The 24,057-nt window shown below is 72.1% G+C and carries 19 protein-coding genes; 5 read left to right on the plus strand and 14 right to left on the minus strand.

Translation table 11 applies throughout. The annotated features are described in order from the left end of the window. Positions 1-366: 366 nt before the first annotated feature. The 5 genes from ACZ7HT_RS28055 to ACZ7HT_RS28075 form a co-directional block, all read right to left on the minus strand. Positions 367-1,254: a FadR/GntR family transcriptional regulator gene (locus ACZ7HT_RS28055; protein WP_471171022.1), complete on the minus strand. Its 888-nt coding sequence runs from the start codon at positions 1,252-1,254 to the stop codon at positions 367-369. 160 nt (positions 1,255-1,414) lie between these two features. Next, the gene (locus ACZ7HT_RS28060; protein WP_471171024.1) at positions 1,415-3,202 is read right to left on the minus strand and encodes an ATP-binding cassette domain-containing protein; all 1,788 of its coding nucleotides are present in this window, start codon (positions 3,200-3,202) and stop codon (positions 1,415-1,417) included. Between the two features lie 122 nt (positions 3,203-3,324). Then, positions 3,325-4,104, minus strand: coding sequence for an NUDIX hydrolase (locus tag ACZ7HT_RS28065; protein WP_471171026.1), 780 nt, complete (start codon positions 4,102-4,104; stop codon positions 3,325-3,327). 109 nt (positions 4,105-4,213) lie between these two features. Continuing rightward, a complete protein-coding gene (locus tag ACZ7HT_RS28070; RefSeq protein ID WP_471171028.1) occupies positions 4,214-6,289 on the minus strand; it encodes a glycogen debranching N-terminal domain-containing protein in 2,076 nt (691 codons plus the stop codon). Positions 6,290-6,404: 115 nt separating this feature from the next. After that, entirely contained in the window at positions 6,405-7,892 is a 1,488-nt protein-coding gene (locus tag ACZ7HT_RS28075) for a DUF4192 domain-containing protein (RefSeq protein WP_471171031.1), read from the minus strand. Between the two features lie 131 nt (positions 7,893-8,023). Between ACZ7HT_RS28075 and ACZ7HT_RS28080 the strand changes: the two genes are divergently transcribed. Together ACZ7HT_RS28080 and ACZ7HT_RS28085 are read left to right on the plus strand one after the other, a co-directional pair. Then, a complete protein-coding gene (locus ACZ7HT_RS28080) occupies positions 8,024-10,207 on the plus strand; it encodes a RecQ family ATP-dependent DNA helicase (protein ID WP_471171032.1) in 2,184 nt (727 codons plus the stop codon). A gap of 231 nt (positions 10,208-10,438) precedes the next feature. Further along, a complete protein-coding gene (locus tag ACZ7HT_RS28085; protein ID WP_471171033.1) occupies positions 10,439-11,068 on the plus strand; it encodes a hypothetical protein in 630 nt (209 codons plus the stop codon). A gap of 165 nt (positions 11,069-11,233) precedes the next feature. Here the strand turns inward: ACZ7HT_RS28085 and ACZ7HT_RS28090 are convergent, their stop codons facing one another. From ACZ7HT_RS28090 to ACZ7HT_RS28100, 3 genes are all read right to left on the minus strand, one after another. Continuing rightward, positions 11,234-11,863, minus strand: a complete 630-nt coding sequence (locus tag ACZ7HT_RS28090; protein WP_471171035.1) for a hypothetical protein — start codon at positions 11,861-11,863, stop codon at positions 11,234-11,236. Positions 11,864-11,969: 106 nt separating this feature from the next. Further along, positions 11,970-12,680: a ribonuclease HII gene (locus ACZ7HT_RS28095; RefSeq protein ID WP_471171036.1), complete on the minus strand. Its 711-nt coding sequence runs from the start codon at positions 12,678-12,680 to the stop codon at positions 11,970-11,972. A 195-nt stretch (positions 12,681-12,875) separates the two neighbouring features. Then, the gene (locus ACZ7HT_RS28100) at positions 12,876-13,493 is read right to left on the minus strand and encodes a TetR/AcrR family transcriptional regulator (protein WP_471171038.1); all 618 of its coding nucleotides are present in this window, start codon (positions 13,491-13,493) and stop codon (positions 12,876-12,878) included. A 131-nt stretch (positions 13,494-13,624) separates the two neighbouring features. On the opposite strand from ACZ7HT_RS28100, the gene ACZ7HT_RS28105 reads away from it, so the two are divergent. Next, complete coding sequence (locus ACZ7HT_RS28105; RefSeq protein WP_471171040.1) at positions 13,625-15,178, plus strand: MFS transporter; 1,554 nt, start codon at positions 13,625-13,627, stop codon at positions 15,176-15,178. 75 nt (positions 15,179-15,253) lie between these two features. Here the strand turns inward: ACZ7HT_RS28105 and ACZ7HT_RS28110 are convergent, their stop codons facing one another. From ACZ7HT_RS28110 to ACZ7HT_RS28125, 4 genes are all read right to left on the minus strand, one after another. Continuing rightward, positions 15,254-16,165, minus strand: coding sequence for an ADP-ribosylglycohydrolase family protein (locus ACZ7HT_RS28110; protein WP_471171042.1), 912 nt, complete (start codon positions 16,163-16,165; stop codon positions 15,254-15,256). Positions 16,166-16,177: 12 nt separating this feature from the next. Further along, positions 16,178-16,837, minus strand: a complete 660-nt coding sequence (locus tag ACZ7HT_RS28115) for a histidine phosphatase family protein (protein ID WP_471171044.1) — start codon at positions 16,835-16,837, stop codon at positions 16,178-16,180. 161 nt (positions 16,838-16,998) lie between these two features. After that, complete coding sequence (locus tag ACZ7HT_RS28120) at positions 16,999-17,604, minus strand: YdbC family protein (RefSeq protein WP_471171046.1); 606 nt, start codon at positions 17,602-17,604, stop codon at positions 16,999-17,001. A gap of 42 nt (positions 17,605-17,646) precedes the next feature. Continuing rightward, entirely contained in the window at positions 17,647-18,381 is a 735-nt protein-coding gene (locus ACZ7HT_RS28125) for an arylamine N-acetyltransferase family protein (protein WP_471171048.1), read from the minus strand. A 237-nt stretch (positions 18,382-18,618) separates the two neighbouring features. Between ACZ7HT_RS28125 and ACZ7HT_RS28130 the strand changes: the two genes are divergently transcribed. Next, positions 18,619-19,149, plus strand: a complete 531-nt coding sequence (locus ACZ7HT_RS28130) for a TerD family protein (RefSeq protein ID WP_471171050.1) — start codon at positions 18,619-18,621, stop codon at positions 19,147-19,149. 97 nt (positions 19,150-19,246) lie between these two features. On the opposite strand, the gene ACZ7HT_RS28135 is transcribed toward ACZ7HT_RS28130, so the two are convergent. Continuing rightward, entirely contained in the window at positions 19,247-22,141 is a 2,895-nt protein-coding gene (locus tag ACZ7HT_RS28135) for a vitamin B12-dependent ribonucleotide reductase (RefSeq protein WP_471171052.1), read from the minus strand. Between the two features lie 177 nt (positions 22,142-22,318). Then, positions 22,319-22,828, minus strand: a complete 510-nt coding sequence (gene nrdR, locus ACZ7HT_RS28140) for a transcriptional regulator NrdR (protein ID WP_030325324.1) — start codon at positions 22,826-22,828, stop codon at positions 22,319-22,321. 439 nt (positions 22,829-23,267) lie between these two features. Between nrdR and lexA the strand changes: the two genes are divergently transcribed. Then, on the plus strand, positions 23,268-24,056 hold the full coding sequence (lexA, locus tag ACZ7HT_RS28145; RefSeq protein ID WP_116158457.1) for a transcriptional repressor LexA: 789 nt from the start codon (positions 23,268-23,270) through the stop codon (positions 24,054-24,056). The last annotated feature ends 1 nt before the right edge of the window (position 24,057 follow it).

Genomic DNA, 24,057 nt, shown 5'->3' on the forward strand with positions numbered 1-24,057 from the left:
GGAACGATGGAAAACGGCTTCCGGCCCCGCCCTGGATCGGACTGGAGCCGACGACCGTCGACGGGGAATGTGTCGACGGCGCGGGCTGGACCGGGGAACTGCACAGCGCCTCCATCGGCTGCTGTATTCCTTCCTCGGCTGTCACCTCTTAGGTCATCGCACGGCTGGGAGGAGTGTTACGCCCAATCTTCGTGGCCCGAGTCACACCTCATGTGCGACGAAACGCCCAGAGTGGTCGATCACGGCACATTCGCGCCGCCGGAACCCGGGCGCCGCCCGGGGAAGCCCTGCCGGGCCCCCGGGTGGCGCTCGGACCCGGCGGCACTCGGTGCGTGCGCCTGAATACTCCCGGCCACGGCCCGCGGGTCAGTGTTCGCGAGGGGCGGGGACGACGCGCTCCACCTCGTGGTGGACCGTGAGCAGCTGCCGCATGGCGCTCTCGGCTGCATGGGCGTCCCCGGTGGCGAGCGCGTCCACGATCCGGGCGTGATGCGCCAGGCAGGCCTCGCTCGGCCGGTCACAGCCGGTGGCGGGGCCTCCGGAGACCTGGAGCGCGGAGGCGACGATGCCGGAGAGGTGTTCCAGCATGCGGTTCCCGGCCAGCTGGATGAGCAGCGAGTGGAACTCCGTGTCGGCCCGGGAGAAGGTGATGCCGTCCCCCTGGGCGAACGCGTGCCCCATGATCTCGACCATGTCGGCGAGGCGCTGCTGCACGTCCTCGCGGCCGTGCCCGGCGGCGAGACGGGCGGCCAGGGGCTCGATCGTCCACCGCAGCTCGTTCAGCTCGCGGCGCTGGTCGTCGCGCTGCGGACCGAAGGCGCGCCATTCGATGATGTCGGGGTCGAGCAGGTTCCAGTCGCTGACGGGCCTGACCCGCGTACCGACGTTCGGGCGGGCGCTCACGAGCCCCTTCGCCTCCAGCACGCGCAGCGACTCGCGCACCACCGTGCGCGAGACCTCGAACCGCTGGCCGATCTCCTCGGGGACGAGCGGGCGGTCGGCCCCCAGGTCACCGGAGACGATCATCTGGCCGAGCTGCTGGACGAGCTGCCCGTGCAGTCCGCGGCCCCGGTTGCCGGCGCTCCGGCGGCCGACCCGGCCCAGGTCGGTGTCCACCCCCTCCCAGGCGGGCGGGGCCACACGGCCGGCGGTGGGCGCCTCCGCGTAGGGGTAGCGGTCGAGATCGCCCGGGGCGCCGAGGCCGGAGTCGACGGGGCGGGCGGCGGTCATCATGGTGTGCGCAAGGGTACTCACGCATCCTTTGTCGGCGTTGCCTCCGTGGCCCTTGAGGTCTTTGGTGAAAAGCACACGAAAGGGTGATCGGCACCCCCTACACAATTGACGATTAATCAGACATTTGCGGCAGATTTTAAGGGAGTTGGCGGGGAACCGGAATCTTTGAGTCGGCAAGTGATCACCAACGGGCCTTGCGACGAAGGCCGGTGAACACATAGGCGCAGAGCAAGCCCGTCAACGTCAGCGAGAGCGCCACCCCCGCGGGCTGAGCGATCACCCGCAGCGCCCCCGCGAGCCACCGGTCCAGGGCCGGAGACCACTGCGGGCCGGCGAACTCGCGCAGCCGCGCCGGAAGTCCGGCCGCCGAGCGCACCGACGGCCCCGACAGCACCTTCTGCATCAGCGGTACGAAGGCGACCGGCACCGCGAGCACCGCCGCCACGCCGGCCGCGGCGGCCCGGAACACCCCGGCACCGAGCACCCCGGCCCACGCGCAGCCCACGCCCAGGCCCAGCCAACTCGCCGATAGAGTAGGCCAGTTCCTGGGCACGGGGACCAACTCGCCGCCGTAGACGAACCGCAGGGCCGTCAGGTCGACCGCCACGACGAGCGCCCCGAGCGCAAGGGCGACGACCGCCGCCACGGCGAGCTTGGCCAGCAGCAGGCCCGGCCTGCGGGGTACGGCTCCGCGCCCCGTGGTGAGCGCGGGATAGCGGTACTCCTCACCGAAGGAGAAGGCCCCGAGCAGCCCGGCGCCCAGAGCCGCGGGCGGCAGCGGGGACAGCGCGGGCCAGCCGGTGAGGACGGCGGGCAGCTCGGTTCGGCCGCCGCGGCCCAGGAGCAGGGCGAGCGTCACGGAGACGAGCAGGACGGCGGCCACGACGAGCGGGGTGGAGGGCACGCCCAGGAGACGGTGGAGCTCGTACCGCAGCGGGCGCAAGGGCGAGCGCACGGGCCTTCGCGCGGCACCCCGCCGCCTTCGCGGGCCTCCCCTCGCCGTGTCCCCGACGCCGGGGGACGCGACGGCAGGGCCTTCGGAGTTCCCGGCGTCCCCGCCTTCCCGAGTACGCCGCGCCGGCTGGGCGGCTCCGGCACCGCCGCCTCCTCTCTCGTCGGCGAGCCGGTGGATCGGCACGCCGTGCCGGAAGGCGGTGTCACCGACGGCCGCGCAGTCGCTGCCGTAGACGGACAGACGGTTGCCGTCCTCCGCCACCACCTCGACGGGGCGGCGGGCGGCTCGGGCCTCCTGCGTGACGGCCGCGGCCAGGCGCGCGGCGTGCGGGGTCCGGACGACGACCCGGGGACGCAGACGGGTACGGGCGAACTCGACGGCGTCCTGGTCGGCGACGAGCCGGCCGCCGTCGAGGGTGACGACACGGTCGGCGTTCCCGGCCGCGTCCCTGGGGTCCTCCGTGGTGTACAGCACGGTTCCGCCCTCGGCGGCATGCGCGCGCAGCAGCTCGTGGAGCCAGGCGCTCTCGGGTGCGGAGAGACCGGCGGCCGGCTCGTCGAGCAGCAGCGTGTGCGGGGTGCCCAACAGGGCTGCGGCGAGCCCGAGTCGACGGTCTGCGCCGATCGGCAGGGTGCCGATCCGCCGGCGCTCGAGACCGGCGAGGCCCACGGTCCGCACCAGCTCATCGACTCGCGCGGCGGGAACTCCGTGGGCGGCGCAGAGCATCCGCAGCTGCCCCCGGAGGGTGCGGGAGGGATGTCCGGGGACGTCGCCGAGGAGCACGCCGACCTCGCGAGGGGGGTGCGCGATGCGGTGCAGCGGACGGCCACGGAAGTAGGTGATCCCACGGCCCGGCTCCAGTTCGAGCATGAGCCGGAGGGCCGTGGTCTTGCCGGATCCCCGGGAGCCGAGGAGGGCGGTCACGGTGCCCGGCCGGGCCTCGAAGGACAGATCGTCCACGGCGGGTGGGCGATCGCGGCGGGGAGTGCTGGTCAGTCCGATTGCCTGGAGCATCGCTTCTCTCGCGGTAGGTGACACCGCTCCGCGGCAGGGCGGCGCTACCGCAGCAAGATAACGCTACATTTCGGACTTTCCGCGCAGGTTTGACGCCCAGGAGCGCCGGACGCGCACGGTTCTCAGACCTCGGGGCGCAGCATCGGCGGGTTGAGAAGAGTGGCCCCACCAGCCCGGAAGAGCTGTGCGGGGCGCCCTCCCTGACGGGTCGTGGTGCCTCCGGCCGGGACCAGGAAGCCGGGCGTGCCGGTCACCTTGCGGTGGAAGTTGCGCGGGTCGAGGGACACGCCCCAGACCGCCTCGTAGACGCGGCGCAGCTCTCCGACCGTGAACTCCGGCGGGCAGAAGGCCGTGGCCAGGGAGGAGTACTCGATCTTGGAGCGCGCCCGCTCCACTCCGTCCGCGAGGATCCGGGCGTGGTCGAACGCGAGCGCCTCCCGCCCTCCGTCCCCGACCGAGGCGGCCACGGCGGCCACGTCCTTGCCGAGGATCTCCTCGACCGGGGCCCAGCGGGCACTGTTCGCGTCGCCGCCGGCGCGCGGCGCGGGAAGGTCCGGCGCGAGCGCCAGGTGCGCGACGCTCACCACCCGCATGCGCGGGTCACGGTCGGGCGCCCCGTACGTCGCCAGCTGCTCCAGGTGCGCGCCGTTGCTCGGAACGGGCGGCGGTGCGGCCGGATCGTGCGCGCAGAGGCCGGTCTCCTCGACCAGCTCGCGCGCCGCCGCGGCCCCGAGGTCCTCCTCTGCCCGTACGAAGCCGCCGGGCAGCGCCCAACGTCCCTGGTACGGCGACTCTCCTCGCCGCACGACCAGGGTGCAGAGTGCGTGGCGCCGCACGGTGAGCACGACCAGATCGACGGTCACGGCGAAGGGAGGAAAGGCCGACGGGTCGTAGGGAGGCATGCCGCGATCATAGTCGTCTTCCTGACGATAAACACGCCTCGCGGAAGCATCGGCCGCGACTTCCTCACCGTGCCGCGAGGCTTCCCGCGTCTCTGTGCCCGGCATCCCGTCACACCCCCAGTTGAAGGCCCGCTGCGGCCTCCTCGACCATACCGAGACCCAGCCTGCTCACCCGTACCGCGAAGGGTTCGCCGGCGACCACGAGGCCCGACAGCCTGATCGCACCGAGCGGGGCCGAGGCCACCGGGTGCACCGAGACGGACCGGCCCGGCACATCGGGTCTGACGCCCGCGAGGGCGAGAAGCGCCTGAATCGCCCCGGCGGCCGCGACGGCCGCCGGCCGGCACGCCGCCGGGTGAGGCACCGGGCGCCCACCCGCCGTCCGCTGCTCCCCGGCGTACATCTCCGGGAGCCGATGGGTGAAGGCCTCCGCGGCGTCGAGCAGCCCCCGCAGGAGGGAGGCGGCCTCCCTCTCGTGACCGGCGGCGGCGAGACCCGCCACGGCGACCGCCGTCTCGTGCACCCGGACCGCTCCCGCCCGGTGCCCGAAGGGGTTGTGGCCCGGCTCCTTCGTCCCGAGGCTCCGCAGACCCCAGCCGGAGTCGAGCACCGGGGTACCGAGCAGCCTCGCCACCTGTTCCGTCTCCGTCCTGTCCAGGAGGCCCGGTGCGTACCGGCCGCCACCCAGCAGGCCGGTGTCGAGCAGGTGCGCGGCCCAACCGCCCAGCTGGGGCCAGGTCCGGCCGTCGGATGCGCGGGCGGCGGCGGGTCGGCCGCCCGCCAGGTCGTCGAGCCAGAACTCGCGCCGGAACCGCTCGCGCAGTGTCCGCGCCAGGTCGCGCAGGGCGTCTCCCCCGGGCCTCCCGCAGCCGTCGAGGAGGTCGGCACCGAGCAGCGCGGCGCGGTGGGCGTGCGCCTGGGTCTCGGCCCGCCAGGGCCCGGCGGGGCCCGGGTCCGGCACGAACCCGTCGCGACCGGCCGTGCGCCGGAGCCAGTCGAGGCAGCGCTCCGCCACGGGGAGCAGCTCCTCCAGGTCGGCGGCCGGGAGCCCCCAGCGGCGGGCCTCGGCGAGCACGGCCGGAAAGGCGAGGGTGGCCTCGATGCCCGTGCAGCGCGGCGGCAGGTGCGGGCCCGCGTCCCTGAGGGGTCCCTGGAGCCGGCCGGCCTCGGCTGCGCTGCCGGAGAGTGTGGTGCGCCCGAGGGCGCGCAGGGTGGTGACGGCGAGCCGGGTGCCGAGGGGCAGGGACATGCGGGCCGCCCAGAGCGCCTCGGAGGTGACCGGTCCACAGCGCCAGGGGACGCCGGCCGCGAGGTACACGTCCGCGGGGTGAGCCGGGTCGCGCTGGAGCAGGGCCCGCAGGTCCTCGACGGAGGAGCGGAGCAGTTCTCCCGGCCTCGGGTCGTCGCCCTCGGCGCGGGCCTCGGCGAGGAGGTGGCCGCCGGGCCGTCCGGAGCCCACACCGGTGGAGGCGGCGATCCGGGCGGCGGACTCCCCTCGGACGCGCAGCCGGATCGTGAACGTGCCCCGGGGCGCAAGCTCGGCTTCCCAGCGCAGTAACCCCGCCGCCGCCAGGGAGTCCATGGGCGGCGGGTCCGCCGTGACGGCGGTGGACCGGCCGTCGCCGCCGGTCCACCGCAGTCCGGTGCCGTGGACGGTCGCGGCGAGTTCGGGGCCGGTTCTCCCGGACGCCACCGTGCCCAGGTCCGCGAGATCCGTGCCCAGAGCGACTTCCACGGGGAGCCGGAGGGGCCGGGCCGCCGCGCTGCGCAGCGTGATCCGCTCGGCTCCGTCGGCGCTCCGCGTGCGTTCGACGGTGAGGGCGGGGTCGGGCCCGGTGTCGCCGGGGACGCGCAGGGCGCCGAGGAACACCGCCCGGTCCGAGGCCGCCATGCGCCCCTGGAGCGGGACGGGTTCCCGCCCGGCGACCCGCAGGACGCAGCGGGACAGGAGCCGTCGCCCCGCGTCGTACACCCCCTCGGCTCCTTCGCCGGTGAGCTGACCGTGCTCGGGGCAGACGGCGAGGGCGGGCAGCGCCACGCAGAGGAGCGCACCGTGCACCGCGGGGAGTTCCGCGGGGCGGGCCGCGCGCGGGAAGGCGATTCCGGCTCCGGACGTGTGTCCGGAGGCGGGTCCGGACGACTGGCCGGTGGGGTGGCCGGGGGCCGGTACGGGGCTGGGAGCCATGGCGGGTACGGGGTGCTCTCTGTGCGAACCGGGCGGCCGGCGGGGTGTCGGCGGGACGGTTCGTGCGACTCCGCCAGAGAGGTGAACGCGCTTGCGGGCGGCCGGGTCACGGTCGTCATCGGTCACTCCTTGAGCCGCGCCGGCCGTCGTGGCGTGGAGTCCCGCTCCCCGGCCGCACGCTCGCGGGCCCGCCGGGGCGGACTCCGGCCGTCGCCCGGCGCTCGCTCGCATCGGTCTGCCGCCCCGGCTTCCTGAGGGTCAGCGGGGTGCCGGGCCTGCGCGTGGCCCTCATCCGGGCCTTCCGGGAGGGCGACGGAGTGTCTTGCTCCGCGGCTGCCCGTCCGTCGCGCTCGCTCCTCAGACAGGAGCGGAGCGACTCGGGGTCGAGACCCTCGTTGCAGGCCTGGTGCAGCAGACGGGCGAAGACGTACTCGGGGTCGGCGTCGAGTGCGAGCCCGAGGGCCACCCGGGCGGTCGGCTCGTCGCCCGTGGACCAGGCCGTCCAGCCCGCGAGGGTGAGGGGCGCGGCGGCATGCTCCTGGTAGGGCGTGACGCAACGCCGGGCCAGGACGCGCCAGAGCCGCAGAGCGGTGGTCCCCTCCCAGCCCTCCATCCACTCCGCGGCGCGGTCCCGGGTGACCCGGTCCTGGAGGCCGAGGACCAGGGCCGCCGCCTCGTCGGCCGTGATCAGGGCGTCGTCGGCCGCGTCGGCCGCGGCCGCGGTCGTGGCACCGGTGGACCGGACCGGCACGACCGGCCGCACCGGGCGTGCCGTGCTCAGCGCACCCGCCGCACGGGGCTGGCTCCCCGGGCCGTCCGGGGCCTTCGCGCTCTTCGGGGTCTCTGCGCTCTTCGAGGTCTTCGGGTTCACGAACCGGCGGAGGACCTCACGGGCGAGCCGCAGCGTGGCCTCGCGCACCTCCTCCCGTCCCTGCCCTTGGGCGCCTTCGAGGATCCGGGGGACGATCGAGGCGGCGGACGCGTCGAGCGCGGCCCGCTGCGCCTCGTCCCCGGGTCCCCCGCGCGGCTTCAGCCGGGCCTCCATGTCCCGCAGGGAGCCCCGTACCTGCACTCCGGCGTACGTCGCGGCCGCCGCCATCACCGACGTGCCGCTGAGCGCGAGCGGGGTGCCGTCGGGCGGGCAGCAGCGCTGGTCGGGGCAGCAGTACGAGAAGTAGAGCCCGTCGGTGATGCAGAGGGCCTCGTAGACCGGGATGTCGAGCGCGCCGCAGGCGGTCCTCAGGCGCTGGGCGAAGGGCCGCAGCCGCTCCATGACCCTGCGGCCCGTCTCGCCGGGTGCGGGGTCCTGGCACAGGAAGACGACGATGCCGTCCGGCCGCGAGCCGGCCCGGGCGCTCCCCTCGACGAGGCACTCGGCCAGGTGCTCGGCGGTGGATGCCCACTCCTGGGGCGAGCGGGGGATTCCGAGCCTGACCCGGCCCCCGAAGCGGCCGTGCTCACCGTGGAGGGCGACCAGGACGACGGAGTCGGTGGGGTGGAAGCCCAGCACGAACGGTAGGGCGTCGGCCAGTTCCGCCGGGCCGCGCAGGGTGATCTGCTGGTTACGGGAAGGTCCACTGGATTCGTGGTGATTCGCGTTCATGGTCAGGACGGTCTCGTGATCTCCCGAAATCCGAAACCCCTGTGGATAACTCCTGGAACGTGGCATCCGAGTTGTCCACAGGTTCGGCGTCCGGTTCGCGCGATGTCCGAGGCATCGGGTTGCATGGGGGCATGACCCAAGCAGCTCCGCTGGAAGACCGCGCCGCCCTCCGAGCCGCCGCCGATGCCGTGCTCGCCCGTCTCGTCGCCGACCCGACGGGCAGGGCCAGACTGCGCGAGGACCAGTGGCGGGCCATCGAGGCCCTGGTCGCCGACCGGCGCCGGGCCCTGGTGGTGCAGCGGACCGGCTGGGGCAAGTCGGCCGTGTACTTCGTGGCGACCTCGCTGCTCCGCGAGCGCGGAAGCGGCCCCACCGTGATCGTCTCCCCCCTGCTCGCGCTGATGCGCAACCAGGTGGAGGCGGCGGCCCGTGCGGGCATCCGCGCCCGGACGATCAACTCGTCGAACACCGAGGAGTGGGAGACCGTCCAGGAGGAGGTGGCCGCCGGCGAGGTGGACGTCCTCCTGGTGAGTCCGGAGCGGCTCAACAATCCCGACTTCCGCGACCAGGTGCTGCCCCGGCTGGCCGCGGCCACCGGACTGCTCGTGGTCGACGAGGCACACTGCATCTCCGACTGGGGTCACGACTTCCGGCCGGACTACCGGCGGCTGCGGACCATGCTGGCGGACCTGCCCCCCAGAGTTCCGGTGCTGGCCACCACGGCGACGGCGAACGCTCGGGTGACGGCGGACGTGGCCGAGCAGCTCGGCACGGGCGCGGGCACGGACGCCCTGGTCCTGCGCGGGCCCCTCGACCGGGAGAGCCTGAGTCTGGGAGTGGTCAGGCTTCCGGACGCCGCGCACCGGCTGGCCTGGCTCGCCGACCACCTCGGCGAGCTGCCCGGCTCCGGCATCATCTACACGCTGACGGTCGCCGCGGCCGACGAGGTCACCGCCTATCTGCGCCAGTGCGGACACACGGTGTCCTCCTACACCGGTCGCACGGAGAACGCCGACCGGCAGCAGGCGGAGGACGACCTCCAGGCCAACCGGGTCAAGGCGCTCGTGGCGACCTCGGCCCTCGGCATGGGCTTCGACAAGCCGGACCTGGGCTTCGTGGTGCACCTCGGGTCGCCGTCCTCCCCCATCGCGTACTACCAGCAGGTCGGCCGGGCCGGGCGAGGGGTGGAGCACGCCGAGGTGCTGCTGCTGCCCGGCCAGGAGGACGAGGCCATCTGGCGCTACTTCGCCTCGGTGGCCTTTCCGCCCGAGGAGCAGGTGCGCCGCACGATCGACGTGCTCGCGCAGGCGGGCCGGCCCTTGTCCCTGCCCGCCCTGGAGCCACTGGTCGAGCTGCGCAGGACCCGGCTGGAGACCATGCTCAAGGTGCTGGACGTGGACGGCGCGGTGCACCGGGTGAAGGGCGGCTGGGAGAGCACCGGGCAGCCCTGGGTGTACGACACCGAGCGGTACGCCTGGGTGGCGCGGCAGCGGGCGGCCGAGCAGCAGGCGATGCGCGACTACGCGGCGACGACCGGGTGCCGGATGGAGTTCCTGCGGCGCCAGTTGGACGACGAGGAAGCCGCTCCGTGCGGTCGCTGCGACAACTGCGCGGGGTCCCGGTTCGACCCGAAGGTGTCCGATGCGGCGCTGGACGCGGCCAAGGGCGAGCTGGGGCGGCCCGGTGTGGAGGTCGAGCCGCGGAAGATGTGGCCCACCGGGCTCGCCGCGGTCGGGGTCGATCTGAAGGGCCGCATCCCGCTCGGGGAGCAGGCGTTCGGAGGCCGGGCCCTGGGGCGGCTCTCGGACATCGGCTGGGGCAACCGGCTGCGTCCGCTGCTGGCCGACGCCACGCCGGACGGGCCTGTTCCGGACGACGTCGTGCAGGCGGTCGTGCACGTGCTGGCGGACTGGGCCAAGGGGCCCGGGGGTTGGGCCTCCGGGGCGCCGGACGCTCCGTCCCGGCCCGCCGGCGTGGTCACGGTCGCCTCCCACCGCAAGCCGCGTCTGGTGGGGTCGCTCGGGCAGCGGATCGCCGAGATCGGCAGGATGCCCTTCCTCGGCGTGGTGGAGTACGCGCCGGAGGCGGAGGACCTCCGCCTCTCGCGGACGAACAGCGCCCAGCGGGTCGTAGGGCTCCAGCGGACACTGACGGTCCCTCCGGAACTGGCCGGGCGGCTGGCCGGCGCGGGCGGTCCGGTTCTGCTCGTGGACGATCTCTCCGACACCGGCTGGACGTTGGCGGTGGCGGCGCGGCTGCTGCGGCGGGCGGGAGCGGAAGGCGTGTTTCCGCTGGTGCTCGCCGTCCAGGGGTGAAACAGGAGAGGGAACAGGGAGTGAACAATGGGCAACTGGGCAGGGATATGAGTGGCATACCGACCCATTCCCGTCAGCGGTCTCAATTGCTCGTTGCCGCTCGCGCACGGGGCAGCAAGAATTGGGAAACCGCCCCGCACGGCCCGTCAGCGGTCCGGAAGAACTGTGCCGTGGTGCGCCCTCACCCGACCTTGCCCGCCGCCGAGCGGGCGCGTATCCGAAGGGAGGACCGTGACCCTCGGATTCGCTCCGCCCACAGCAGCCTCGCTCAGATCGTCGTCCGAGTCCGCCAGCCGCCTCGCCCGGATACTCGAACCCTCCGAGTGGACCGCGGCGGGAATCCCCTTGCTGGGCAACCCGCGTGAGGTCGTCAGCGGCCTCCACTCACGCCACGCGCCCACGCCCAGGACGGCGGTGCTCGCGGTCCTGGACCACGAGGAGCGACTCACCGCGAGCGCCTCGTTCGTCCGGCGCCCCATCGCGGCGGACGGCTGGGAGTTCCGCAACGCGCTGCTCGCGCATCTGCGGCGGGTCATCCCGCACGACCTCCGCAGACGCGCGCCCGTACGGACGGCGGTCCTGCTGTACTGCCGCGACGGGGACGAGCGCTGGACGGAGGAGGACGGGGCCTGGATGTGGGGGCTCCGGGACGCCTGCACGCTGCACGGGCTCCGCTGCGGCGCGTACATCACGCTGACCGGAGCGGGCTGGCAGGTGCTCGGTGAGGGCCGGGGAGGCCGTCGGCCGAGCTCCGACTCGCCGCCCCTGCCGCTGGGTGACGGACCGTCCGAGCTCGGCCTGCTCACGCCGAGGACGGCGAGCGGCGCGACCGAACCCCTGCGCCGGGCCGCCGCACGCTGATCACGCCGGACGATGCCGGGTGCCGCACGCCGATCAGACCCGGCGACATCGGGCTGCGGCGCGTCGATCACGCTTAAGCGGCGACGGACCACCGCACGCTGATCACGCCAGGCGACACCGGGCCCCCGCCGGCCCCGGTGGGGTCCGGCGGAGGGGCTCGGTCGGTCAGACGCCTGCGCCGGCTCCGAGGAGCGCCGTGAGGCGCTGCGGGTCACCGCAGACGATGAGCAGCGCGCCCGCGCGGGCCATCGCCGACGGAAGGGCCCGGGCGGTCGTCTCCTCGGCTCCGCCGTTGACGGCGACGATCACCACGGGGCGGGCGGCGGCCCGCTCCGCGGAGGCGTCCGCGAAGAACACGTCCTCGCCGGTGTCCTGTTGGGCCCAGTAGGCGGCCTCGCCGAAGGACAGCTCGTGAGCCGCCCACGGGTGCGGGTCGCCGGTGGTGAGCACCAGGATCTCGCCGGGGGCGCGCCCGCTCTCCAGGAGCAGGTCCAGGGCCTCCTCGGCGGCGTCGAGCGCGCCGTCGACCGGGGCCGGGATCAGCTGGAGCTGCGGGGTGGATCGCTGGTCGGAACGATTCTCCGGGCGCTCGGCCGGAGACTGTCCGGCACCGGGGTGCGGCGCCGGCGCGGCGGGCTTGGCCGGACCGGGGACGGGGCGTCCGGGACGCGGAGAGGCCGCTGAACGCGGGCCGGGTACGGGACGGGGGGTCGACGCGGGGCGGCCGGCGGCCGCGGTGGCGCGGGGACCCTGGGCGCTCTCGTGAATCTGAGGCTCCTCGGGGATGAGAGGCATGAATGAATGTCTATCAAACGCCGCTGCGCGGAGCACCGGCGGGTGGGCACACATGTGCACCCCGGCCACGTGGACGCCCCTTGGGCAGGGCCCCTTGACCGGAAGTTCAGAAGTCGAAGCCGAGTTGGCCCCCGCTTTCCAGCGCGGCCGCCTCGGCGGAGAGGCGGACCTTCTTGAGGTGGCGCCACTGGGGCAGCGCGTCCAGGTACGACCAGGAGAGACGGTGGTACGGGGTGGGCCCCAGCTCTGCGAGTGCCGCCTTGTGGACCGGCGAAGGGTAGCCCGCGTTGGCACCGAAGGCGTACGCGGCGTACTGCTCGCTCTCGGCCTCCAGCTCGGCCATGAGGGCGTCGCGCCGGACCTTCGCGATGACGGAGGCCGCCGCGACGGCGATGCAGGACTGGTCGCCCTTGATCACCGTACGGACGCGCCAGGGGCTGCCGAGGTAGTCGTGTTTGCCGTCGAGGATCACCGCGTCGGGCCGCACAGGAAGGCCTTCGAGGGCCCGGACGGCCGCGAGCCGCAGTGCCGCGGTCATCCCGAGGTCGTCGATCTCCTGCGGGGAGGCGTCGCCGAGCGCGTACGCGGTGACCCAGCCCTCCAGCTGCACGGCCAGCGCGTTCCGGCGCTTGGGGGTGAGCAGCTTGGAGTCGGTGAGCCCCTCGGGGGGCCGGCGCAGGCCGGTGACGGCCGCGCACACCGTGACGGGGCCGGCCCACGCTCCGCGTCCGACCTCGTCGACCCCGGCGACGATCTTGGCGCCGGTGGTGGCTCGGAGCGACCGCTCGACAGTGTGGGTGGGAGGTACGTACGGCATGGCGCCAGACAGGTTACGCCGTCTGACGTCGCCCGCGATACCCGGATTCCCCACGGACGCCCGAAGCCCCGTCCCACCAGGCCGAGGGGTCCAGCCTCCAGCAGGCCGAGGAACCGGCCTCCAGCAGACCGAGGACCGGTCTCCAGCAGGCCCTGGAGCAACCGCCACCCCACCCCGGAATGCTCCCGGCCCCGCTCAGGCGCGCACCAGAGGCACCATGATCCGGTCGATCAGGTCGGCGATCTCACTGTCCGGCCATTCGCTTCCGCACACTTTGGAGCGGTACATCATCATGGCGGGGATGACATCGAGGACGAGGTCGTCGATCGCGTCGCTCCGCACCTCTCCGCGCGTGATTCCGCGCCGCAGCACGTCCCGGAAGAGGCGTTTCGAGGGCTGGATCACGACCGTCTCGATCAGCCCGTGGAAGCGCTCGGCGGACTCGGTGTCGCATTCGTGAAGCACAGCGCGTAGGGCGAAGCCGGGCTTGGAGTACATCACGTCGCGGACCCGGCAGCACAGCTCGTACAGGTCCTGACGTACACGACCGGTGTCGGGAGCCTCGTCGATCGCGGGCAGTCCGGCCTGGAGCGCGTCCGCGACGAGGTCTTCCTTGGAGGACCATCGCCGGTACACCGCGGCTTTGCCCGTCTGTGCGCCGACCGCGACACCCTCCATCGTGAGGCCGCCCCAGCCGACGCTGCTCAGCTGGTCGAGCGTGGCCTCCAGGATCGCCCGTTCGAGCACGGGTCCGCGGCGTCGCAGCGCCGCCCCCTCCGGCCGGGCGGCGGCCGTGGAGCGCGAAGTAACCATCAGGATCTCTCCGTTGACGCGATTCGATTCGTCGGCAGTTCTCAGTGAACGGTTGCGTTCACTGAGGGGGACTCGCTACCGTGGTGAACAGTGAACGGGTGCGTTCACTAATTTTCCGTGGGGGATCCATAGTGACAACTTCTCCGGTGGACACACAGGTCAAGGACGAGCCAGCTCGCGCCGGAGGTCGGCCGGGCATCGCCTTGACCGTCATCGCCGCCTGCCAGCTGATGGTCGTCCTCGACGCCACCATCGTGAACATCGCACTGCCGCACATCCAGGACGCGCTCTCCTTCTCCACCACCGACCTGTCGTGGGTGCTCAGCGCCTACACGCTCACCTTCGGCGGCCTCCTGCTCCTCGGCGGACGCGCCGGAGACATCCTGGGCCGCCGCCGGGTGTTCATGGCCGGCATCCTGCTCTTCACGTTCGCCTCGCTGCTCGGCGGCTTCGCCCAGGAGCCGTGGCAGCTGCTAGCGGCGCGTGCACTGCAGGGCGTGGGCGGCGCGATCGCCTCGCCGACCTCACTCGCCCTGATCACCACGACGTTCCCCGAAGGACCGGAGCGGAACCGGGCGTTCGGTGTGTTCGCGGCCGTCTCCGCCGGCGGCGGCGCCATCGGCCTGCTCGCCGGCGGAGCCCTCACCCAGTGGCTCGACTGGCGCTGGGTCTTCTTCGTCAACGTGCCGATCGGCCTGCTGATCGCCTTCCTCACCCCGCGCTACATCGCGGAGTCGGAGCGCCACCCGGGCCGGTTCGACCTCGGGGGCGCCGCGACGTCGACCCTGGGGATGGCGGCGCTGGTCTACGGGTTCATCCGCGCGTCCAAGGAGGGATGGAAGGACGAGCTGACCATCGGCTCGTTCGTCACGGCGGTGGTCCTGCTCGTGGCGTTCGCCGTGGTGGAGTCGCGGGCCAGGGAACCGATCACGCCACTGCGGATGTTCGCGGACCGCAACCGCTCGGGCACGTACGTCATCATGCTCAGCCTGTCGGCCGCCATGTTCGGCATGTTCTTCTTCATCGTGCTGTGGGTGCAGAACGTCCTGGGCTACAGCCCGGTGAAATCCGGCCTGGCCTTCCTTCCGGTGACCGTCGCGATCGGCGTCGGCGCAGGGTTCGCACAGAGGATGCTGCCGGTCCTCGGCCCCAAGCCGTTCATGGTGACCGGCGCGTCGCTCACCGGCGTGGGACTCGTCTGGCTGACGTTCATCTCGTCCGACAGCAGTTACCTGGGCGGGGTACTCGGCCCGATGATCGTCTTCGGCTGCGGCATGGGCCTCAACTTCGTGACGCTCACGCTGACGGCCGTCTCCGGAGTGGCCCAGCACGAGGCCGGCGCCGCCTCGGGTCTGCTCAACGCGACCCAGCAGGTCGGCGGCTCGCTCGGCCTCTCCATCCTGGTCACCGTCTTCGGCACGGCCGGCCGCAAGGAGAGCGAGAAGCAGCTGCCGGACTTCCTCGCACACGCGACGCCCGAGCAGCAGGCCGAGGCGCTGAAGGCCAAGGAACTGCCCGCGCCCTGGGGCCACGAGGTGCTGACCGCCGGCATCTCCTCGGCCTTCACGGCCGCTGTCGGCATGGTGCTGATCGCACTGGTGACGGCCGTCCTGGTGATCCGGGTCCGCAAGAGCGACCTGGAAGCCTTGAGCGGCCGCACGGAGGCAGCGGGGCCGATGGCCTGATCCAGACGCCGGCGCCCCCTGGGCCCGCTCGGGGCTCAGGGGACACGTCGGGATCCAGGAATTACCCGCCCCGCCTCAGGCCGTCCCGTCCTCCGGGACCCACCCCGGAAGGGCCTCGGTCTGCCGCAGCCAGTCCTCCGGCGGCGCGCCGACCGCTGTGGAGGCGACCACTCCGCCGGCGATGGCGCAGGTCGTGTCGACGTCGCCGCCCACCTGCGCGGTCGTCCAGAACACCCGCTCGAAGTCGCCGAGCCCGCGCGCGGCGGACCAGAGCGCGAACGGAACGGTGTCGTGGGCGCTCGTACGCCTGCCGCTGCCGAGGACCGCGGCGACGGTGTTCGCGTCGCCGTAGTCGAGCATGTCGCGGGCCCTGCGCAGCCCCGCCCCGACGGCGCTGCGCGGCACGAGGGCGATGACCCCGTCGAGGAGCGCCTCGGGCGTGGGCGGTCCCGCGGGGTCGGCGGCGATCGCCGCGGCGGCGGCGACGGCCATGGCGCCGACCACGGCCTCCCGGTGCTGGTGGGTGGTGTACGCCGAGATCTCGGCCTGGTGGGTCGCCTGCTCGGGGTCGTCGGCGTACCAGGCTCCCAGCGGGGCGATCCGCATCGCGGCGCCGTTGCCCCAGGAGCCCTGCCCGTTGAAGAGCGCGGCGGCGAGTTCCCGCCAGTCGCCGCCCTCACGGATGAGCCGGAGCATCCGGTTGACGGCGGGGCCGTAGCCCCGGTCGAAGTCGTGGTGCTGTGCGAAGGAGAGGGCCAGGGCGTCCTGGTCGATCCGGTCGTGGCGGACGAGGACGGCCAGGACGGAGCAGGCCATCTCGGTGTCGTCGGTCCACTGCCAGGGGCCGGCGGGCAGCTCGCGCCGCTTCAGCAGGGGGTAGTGGGAGGGTACGAAGAACTGGGAGCCCAGGGCGTCTCCCACGGACAGCCCGCGCAGGCTGGCCAGGGCGCGGTCGAAGCGCCGGTCGGGTGAGGAGTCAGCGGTCATCGGTCTGCCACTCTATCCGGTAGGGCCGTACGGTTCCGGGGTACGCCAGCGTTCGAACGGCCTGTCCAGGCGGTAGCGGCCGTCGTCCCCGAGCAGGAGGGTGCGGGTCTCGGCGTTGCCTGGATTCGACAGCGACTCGAAGTCGGCGACCGTCCAGTGGAACCAGCGCATGCAGAACAGCCGCATGGTCAGCCCGTGGGTCACGAGCAGGACGTTGGGCGGGTGGTCGGGCGCCTCGAAGCTGCGGTACAGGCTCTCCAGGAAGGCGCCGACGCGGTCGTAGACGTCGGCACCGGACTCGCCCTGGGCGAAGCGGTAGAAGAAGTGCCCGTACGCGTCCCGGTAGGCCTTCTGCAGGCGTACGTCCTCCCGTTCCTGCCAGTTGCCCCAGTCCTGCTCCCGCAGCCTGGGCTCCTCCCGTACCCGGACCTGCTCCGCGGGGAGCCTGAAGGCCCGCAGGGTCTCATGGGTGCGGCGGTACGGCGAGACGTAGACGCTGACCGGTTCGTCCCCGAAGAGTTCCCGCAGCCGCTCCCCCGTCTCCGTCGCCTGCCGCCATCCGGTCTCGGTCAGCCTCAGGGCATGGTCGGGCTCGCGTTCGTACACCGTGTCATCGACATTGCCCTCGGACTCTCCGTGTCGTACGAGAACGATGCGCCGCGGTCGTGCCATACCCCGACCCTAGATCGCCGCTCTCCGGCGGGCTCAACCGAGGCGGCGCCCGGAGCCCATCCGAGCGAGGGCGTGCCCGGAGTCCACCGAGCGAGGGCGCGCACGGAGTCCACAGAGGCAGGGCGCGCCCGGTGTCCACCGAGGGAGGAGTGGACGGAAGGTCACACCGTCCAGGACGGTTCGAGCTGCACCACGTCGCCGTTCAGCGCCGCCACGTCGGCCGCGGTACGGGCCCGCAGCCCCAGCCGCTCCACGCGCTCGACCCGGTACTTTCCGTGCTCGGCGGCGGACTGCCACATCGACAGCACCAGGAACTCGCTGCCGGGCGCCTCGCCGAACAGGCCCCGCAGCATGCCGGGAGACCCGGCCATGGCCGGGTTCCACACCTTCTCCTGCATGAGCGCGAAGTGCTCGGCACGGTCCTCGTGGACCCGGCAGTGCGCGACCCGCGCCACGTCGGCGTCGGCGAACCGCGGCTCGAAGCCCGTCTTCACGTCGAAGCGGTGGTCGAAGAGCTTGACCTGGGCGTCCTTGAACGTGCCGACCTGGGAGGCCGCGAGGCGATCGTGCGACCGCGCCATGAACGAGTCGTAGAAGGCGCGGCTCTCCCAGAACGCGAAGATGTGGGCGACGTCCGGGCGACGCCGGCTCCACCCGCCGCCCTGTCCCCGGAATCCCGGCTCACCGAGCAGCCCCGCCCATTTCCGCTGTCCCCGCTCGAACCCTCGACGGTCCACCACGGTGCAGCGAATCCACTTGACCAGCACCGCGCCATCGTACGGGGCCGGAGGGCACCCCGGCAGACCCCGTCAGGCTCCCGCCGGGTGCAGTCGCTCCAGACCCGCGCGCTCCTCGGCGTCCAGTTCGATGCCGAACTCGGCCTCCAGGGTGGCGGCCAACTCGCCGGCCGTCAGGATCCGTTCCTCGACGGATCCGTCCGGGCGCACGAGCGAGAGCGTCTCGCGCAGCAGCGATCTCCGCACGTCCGCGCCCGGCCGCTGGGCCACGACCTGGCCGAGGAAACGGGACTGCGGATGGCTGGAGCTGTAGTGGTTGAGGACGGTGAAGTCACCGGGCTGGTACGCCTGCGGCGAGAACGCGTACACGTCCATCCAGCCCGTCGACCGCAGCGAGCGCAGCACATGGGTGCCGTCGTCCTCGACGGCGATGCCGAACGTCCAGCCGTCCTGCTCCACGCGCGCGCCGTCCCGGAGCGGCACGGGCTCCAGCGGCCCCTGCCAGCCGAACCCGACGTCGGCGAGCCACCGTTCGCCCTCGACCGTCACGGCGAGGAGCGCGTGGGTGACCGGCGGCAGCGTCGCACCCCGCGAGCGGTTGCGCGCTCCGCGGCCCTCCACCTGGAAGCCGATCTGTTCGAGGGCCGCTGCCAGGAGGGAGTTCTGCTCGTAGCAGTAGCCTCCCCGGCGCCGCTCGACGAGCTTGGCCTGAAGGCTCTTCAGGTCCAGGGGTATCGGCCTTCCGAGGGCGACGTCCAGGTTCTCGAAGGGAATGGTCGAGGCGTGCGCCCGATGAAGGGCCGTCAAGGTCCGTAGATCAGGGGCGAGTTCCCCGTCCCGCCTCCTGTCGTATCCGATTCGAGCCAGATATGCGTCGAGATCCAGCTCGTCACCGCTCCACAAACCGCTCTCCCCCTCAGCGTCGGGTCCTCTGTCGTAGGCACATGACACCATGAGCAAGAGGCCCACGACCACGGGCTTTTGAAGGGGCGACGGTACGCGGCGAGGGCGTGCGCGGGGGCGTGCGCGGAGAGGGGAAGCACCATGAGCGGACTCAACAAAGGGGTGGGACGCGTCGAGGTCACGCTCAAGTGGGACCCCGCCCCGGCCGGTGCGCCGGCCCACGACCTGGATCTCGTCGCCGGGGTCTTCTCCGCGGGCGACCCGCACGGCGCGCCGGTCCATCTGGTGCACTTCGGCAGCCGCTCCCCGGACGGCACGATCACGCTCCACCGCGACAGCCGCACGGGGCAGGGATTCGGCTACGACGAGGCCATGACCGTGGAGCTGAACCGGCTGGACGCGCGGTACGCACGGGTGGTGGTGGGCGTGGCCATACAGCAGGGCGGCGGGCGGCTGACCTTCGGCGACATAGCGAACACCGGCATACGGGTCCGCGAGGGCTACACCGACCTGCTGACCCACGACTTCGCGGACGTCCCAGGGGCCCGTGCGGCGACGGTCGTGGAGTTCACCCGCGACGGGGCGGACGGCTGGTCGTACCGCTCGATCAGCCGCGGCTTCGACGCCGATCCGCAGACCTTCGGCACGCTCCTGGGCTCCACGGTGTCCTGACGCCCTCATGCGAAAGGGGCGCCGACCGATGGTCGGCGCCCCCTCACGGGCGATCCGGTGCACTCAGCGACTTCCGCCCCTCAGCGCACCGGGGGGGTCAGCTGCAGCCGCTGGTCGAGCCGCAGCCCTCGCAGATGTAGCAGGAGCCGGCCCGCTGCATCTTCGTGCCGCAGGAGAAGCAGAGCGGGGCGTCGGCGCTGATGCCGAGCTGCATCTCGACGAGCTCCGCGGAGGTGTGGGCCTGCTTCGGAGCCGGGACCTCGACCTTCGGGGCCGGGGCGGCGACGGCCTTCGGCTCCAGGGCGCGGGGCGCGGACTGGGCCAGGGCCTCGACGTCGACGTCCTCGTCCTCGGCCTGCTCGTACGAGCCGGTGTCCAGGTGGCGCTGGCGCTCCTCGGCCGAGTGGATGCCGAGAGCGGAGCGGGTCTCGAAGGGCAGGAAGTCCAGCGCCAGGCGGCGGAAGATGTAGTCGACGATCGACTGCGCCATCCGCACGTCCGGGTCGTCGGTCATGCCGGCCGGCTCGAAGCGCATGTTGGTGAACTTCGAGACGTAGGTCTCCAGCGGGACGCCGTACTGCAGGCCGACCGAGACGGCGATGGAGAAGGCGTCCATCATGCCGGCGAGGGTGGAGCCCTGCTTGGACATCTTCAGGAAGACCTCGCCGAGACCGTCGTCCGGGTAGGAGTTGGCGGTCATGTAGCCCTCGGCGCCACCGACGGTGAAGGAGGTGGTGATCCCCGGGCGGCCCTTGGGCAGACGCTTGCGGACCGGGCGGTACTCGACGACCTTCTCGACGGCCTCGCGGATCGTCGCCTCGGACTTCGCGGTGACCTCGGCCTTCTCGCTCTCCTTCTTCTTGGCGGAGAGCGGCTGGCCGACCTTGCAGTTGTCGCGGTAGATCGCGAGCGCCTTGACGCCCATCTTCCAGGCCTCGAAGTAGACCTCCTCGACGTCCTCGACCGTGGCCGTCTCCGGCAGGTTCACGGTCTTGGAGAGGGCGCCCGAGATCCACGGCTGGATGGCGGCCATCATGCGGACGTGGCCCATCGCGGAGATGGAGCGCTCGCCCATGGCGCAGTCGAAGACCTCGTAGTGCGCGGTCTTCAGGCCGGGGGCGTCGATCACATTGCCGTGCTCGGCGATGTGGGCGACGATCGCCTCGATCTGCTCCTCCTGGTAGCCCAGGCGGCGCAGGGCCTGCGGGACGGTGCCGTTGACGATCTGCATCGAGCCGCCGCCGACGAGCTTCTTGAACTTGACCAGGGCGAGGTCGGGCTCGAGGCCGGTGGTGTCGCAGGACATCGCGAGACCGATGGTGCCGGTGGGGGCGATGACCGAGGCCTGGGCGTTGCGGAAGCCGTTCTTGGCGCCGAGGCGGATCACGTCCTGCCAGGCCTCCGTGGCGGCGGCCCAGATCGGCGAGTCCAGGTCGTCCATGCGGACGGCCTTGGTGTTCTCGTCGGCGTGCTGCTGCATGACGCGCTGGTGCGGCTCGGCGTTGAGGGCGTAGCCGTCGTAGGCGCCGACGACCGCGGCGAGCTCGGCGGAGCGCTTGTACGAGGTGCCGGTCATCAGGGAGGTGATGGCACCGGCGAGGGCGCGGCCGCCGTCGGAGTCGTACGCGTGGCCGGTCGCCATCAGCAGGGCGCCGAGGTTGGCGTAGCCGATGCCGAGCTGGCGGTAGGCGCGGGTGTTCTCGCCGATCTTCTGGGTGGGGAAGTCGGCGAAGCAGATGGAGATGTCCATCGCGGTGATGACGAGCTCGACGACCTTGGCGAAGCGCTCGACGTCGAAGGACTGGTGTCCCTTGCCGTCGTCCTTGAGGAACTTCATCAGGTTCAGCGAGGCGAGGTTGCAGGACGTGTTGTCCAGGTGCATGTACTCGCTGCACGGGTTCGAGCCGTTGATGCGGCCGGACTCGGGGCAGGTGTGCCAGTGGTTGATCGTGTCGTCGTACTGGATGCCCGGGTCGGCGCAGGCCCACGCGGCCTCGGCCATCTTGCGGAAGAGCGCCTTGGCGTCGACCTCCTCGATGACCTCGCCGGTCATGCGCGAGGTGAGGCCGAACTTCCCGCCGGACTCGACGGCCTTCATGAACGTGTCGTTCACGCGGACGGAGTTGTTGGCGTTCTGGTACTGGACGGACGTGATGTCGTCGCCGCCCAGGTCCATGTCGAAGCCCGCGTCGCGGAGGGCGCGGATCTTCTCCTCCTCCTTGACCTTGGTCTCGATGAAGTCCTCGATGTCGGGGTGGTCGACGTCGAGGATGACCATCTTGGCCGCGCGACGGGTGGCGCCGCCCGACTTGATCGTGCCGGCGGAGGCGTCGGCGCCGCGCATGAAGGAGACGGGGCCGGAGGCGTTGCCGCCGGAGGAGAGGAGCTCCTTGGAGGAGCGGATGCGGGAGAGGTTCAGGCCGGCGCCGGAGCCGCCCTTGAAGATCATGCCCTCTTCCTTGTACCAGTCGAGGATGGACTCCATGGAGTCGTCGACGGACAGGATGAAGCAGGCGGAGACCTGCTGGGGCTGCGGCGTGCCGACGTTGAACCAGACCGGCGAGTTGAAGCTGAAGATCTGGTGCAGGAGGGCGTAGGCGAGCTCGTGCTCGAAGATCTCGGCGTCGGCGGGCGAGGCGAAGTAGCCGTACTCCTCGCCGGCCTTCGTGTACGTCTTCACGATCCGGTCGATGAGCTGCTTGAGACCGGTCTCGCGCTGCGGGGTGCCGACGGCACCACGGAAGTACTTGCTGGTGACGATGTTGACCGCGTTCACCGACCAGAAGTCGGGGAACTCGACGCCACGCTGCTCGAAGTTGATCGAGCCGTCGCGCCAGTTGGTCATGACGACGTCACGGGGCTCCCACGCCACCTCGTCGTACGGATGCACGCCGGGGGTGGTGTGGATGCGCTCGATACGCAGGCCCTTGCTCGCCGCCTTGGCTCCCTTGGTGCGGGAACCACGTGCCGGGCCGCTCGCCGTCTCTGTCATGCCGCCTCCCATATACGGGCAAAACACACTTTGGCGCCCAGATAGTCCCAGGGCACCGTCTTCTGTACGTCGTTCTGTACTGCTGCCACAGGGACCACAGAGGTCACCCGGGGCACGTCTCTCTGCCAGGCCGCACGGCGGCCGGTCGCCGGGCCGCGGAAGGCCCGGACCGCCGAGCTAGTCGGCGGCGGTGGCGGGAACGGGGACCTCAGGGGTCGCACCGGTCCCGCGGTTCTCAGCGGGAGGCCGCACGCGGAGTTCCGCGATGGCGGCCTCGAAGTCTTCGAGGCTGTCGAAAGCCTTGTACACGGACGCGAAGCGCAGGTAGGCGACGAGGTCGAGCTCCTGCAGGGGGCCGAGGATGGCCAGGCCCACGTCATGGGTGGTCAGCTCGGCGCTTCCGGTGGCGCGCACCGCCTCCTCGACCCGCTGGCCGAGCTTGGCGAGGGCGTCCTCGGTGACCGGTCGCCCCTGGCACGCCTTACGCACGCCGGAGATGACCTTGGTACGGCTGAAGGGCTCGGTGACGCCGGAGCGCTTCACCACCATGAGCGAGCACGTCTCCACCGTCGTGAAACGACGGGAGCAGTCGGGGCACTGGCGACGACGTCGGATCGACGTTCCGTCGTCGGTGGTGCGACTGTCGACGACACGGCTGTCGGGGTGCCTGCAGAAGGGGCAGTGCATTGGTTCCAACCCTCCTCGTGGCACGACTGACTCACCTCGCCGGGTCCGTCAAAGACCCTTCGAGGCGACCACCAGCATAGGCGATGCGAGCACCCCCGGCAGACCGGGGACCACTACCCCTGGGTGGCGGATGCCATCCAACCACTAGATCTTGGGTTGGGGGCGCTTCCGAGCCCTCTGCGTGTCGCGACCCGGGCGCTCCCGGGGATCCAGGCCTCCGGATGCGACACTGGGGCCGTGCACCGGTCGCTCGCGACCCAGCGGCGAAGGCTACCGTAACGACCGATTTGGGGCGGCGACGTGAGCGTGCTCATACACCCCCGCACATACGCGCGTAAGGCAATCTGCGAATTTTCACTCGAACGTGTGTTTGGCGCAACCTTTCGAAAGCCACTACCGTTGTGCCAGCCAGGGAGACCATTCGAGAGGGGCCGACGACGTGACCACCACCGCAGACAGTGCCACCATCACCGCCCAGGACCGCTCCCAGGGCCGACTCGAGCCGGTGCACGCCATGACTGATGCAAGCATGAACGGCGAGGAGCCCGGGCGACCCGCCCGCGCCCTCCCCGGACGACCTCCAGGCATCCGCGCCGACAGCTCCGGACTCACCGACCGGCAGCGCAGGGTCATCGAAGTCATCCGCGACTCGGTCCAGCGGCGCGGCTACCCGCCGTCGATGCGCGAGATCGGGCAGGCGGTCGGCCTCTCCAGCACCTCCTCCGTGGCACACCAGCTCATGGCGCTGGAGCGCAAGGGCTTCCTCCGCCGCGACCCACACCGGCCCCGCGCCTACGAGGTACGCGGCTCCGACCAGCCGAGCACCCAGCCGACGGACACCACCGGCAAGCCGGCCGCGTCGTACGTCCCGCTCGTCGGCCGCATCGCGGCCGGTGGCCCGATCCTGGCCGAGGAGTCCGTCGAGGACGTCTTCCCCCTCCCCCGGCAGCTGGTCGGCGACGGCGAGCTGTTCGTCCTCAAGGTCGTCGGCGACTCGATGATCGAGGCCGCCATCTGTGACGGCGACTGGGTCACCGTCCGCCGTCAGCCCGTCGCGGAGAACGGCGACATCGTCGCCGCGATGCTCGACGGCGAGGCCACCGTCAAGCGCTTCAAGCGCGAGGACGGCCACGTCTGGCTGCTCCCGCACAACGCGGCGTACCAGCCCATCCCCGGCGACGAGGCCACCATCCTCGGCAAGGTCGTGGCGGTGCTGCGGCGGGTCTGAC

The sequence above is a fragment of the Streptomyces sp. NPDC037410 genome, from assembly GCF_055602235.1.

Coding starts and splice junctions, on each gene's coding strand:
- ACZ7HT_RS28060 (WP_471171024.1), bottom strand. CDS start 3,202: ATGCTCCAGGCAATCGGACTGACCAGCACTCCCCGCCGCGATCGCCCA.
- ACZ7HT_RS28065 (WP_471171026.1), bottom strand. CDS start 4,104: ATGCCTCCCTACGACCCGTCGGCCTTTCCTCCCTTCGCCGTGACCGTC.
- ACZ7HT_RS28070 (WP_471171028.1), bottom strand. CDS start 6,289: ATGGCTCCCAGCCCCGTACCGGCCCCCGGCCACCCCACCGGCCAGTCG.
- ACZ7HT_RS28075 (WP_471171031.1), bottom strand. CDS start 7,892: ATGAACGCGAATCACCACGAATCCAGTGGACCTTCCCGTAACCAGCAG.
- ACZ7HT_RS28080 (WP_471171032.1), top strand. CDS start 8,024: ATGACCCAAGCAGCTCCGCTGGAAGACCGCGCCGCCCTCCGAGCCGCC.
- ACZ7HT_RS28090 (WP_471171035.1), bottom strand. CDS start 11,863: ATGCCTCTCATCCCCGAGGAGCCTCAGATTCACGAGAGCGCCCAGGGT.
- ACZ7HT_RS28095 (WP_471171036.1), bottom strand. CDS start 12,680: ATGCCGTACGTACCTCCCACCCACACTGTCGAGCGGTCGCTCCGAGCC.
- ACZ7HT_RS28100 (WP_471171038.1), bottom strand. CDS start 13,493: ATGGTTACTTCGCGCTCCACGGCCGCCGCCCGGCCGGAGGGGGCGGCG.
- ACZ7HT_RS28110 (WP_471171042.1), bottom strand. CDS start 16,165: ATGACCGCTGACTCCTCACCCGACCGGCGCTTCGACCGCGCCCTGGCC.
- ACZ7HT_RS28115 (WP_471171044.1), bottom strand. CDS start 16,837: ATGGCACGACCGCGGCGCATCGTTCTCGTACGACACGGAGAGTCCGAG.
- ACZ7HT_RS28130 (WP_471171050.1), top strand. CDS start 18,619: ATGAGCGGACTCAACAAAGGGGTGGGACGCGTCGAGGTCACGCTCAAG.
- ACZ7HT_RS28135 (WP_471171052.1), bottom strand. CDS start 22,141: ATGACAGAGACGGCGAGCGGCCCGGCACGTGGTTCCCGCACCAAGGGA.
- nrdR (WP_030325324.1), bottom strand. CDS start 22,828: ATGCACTGCCCCTTCTGCAGGCACCCCGACAGCCGTGTCGTCGACAGT.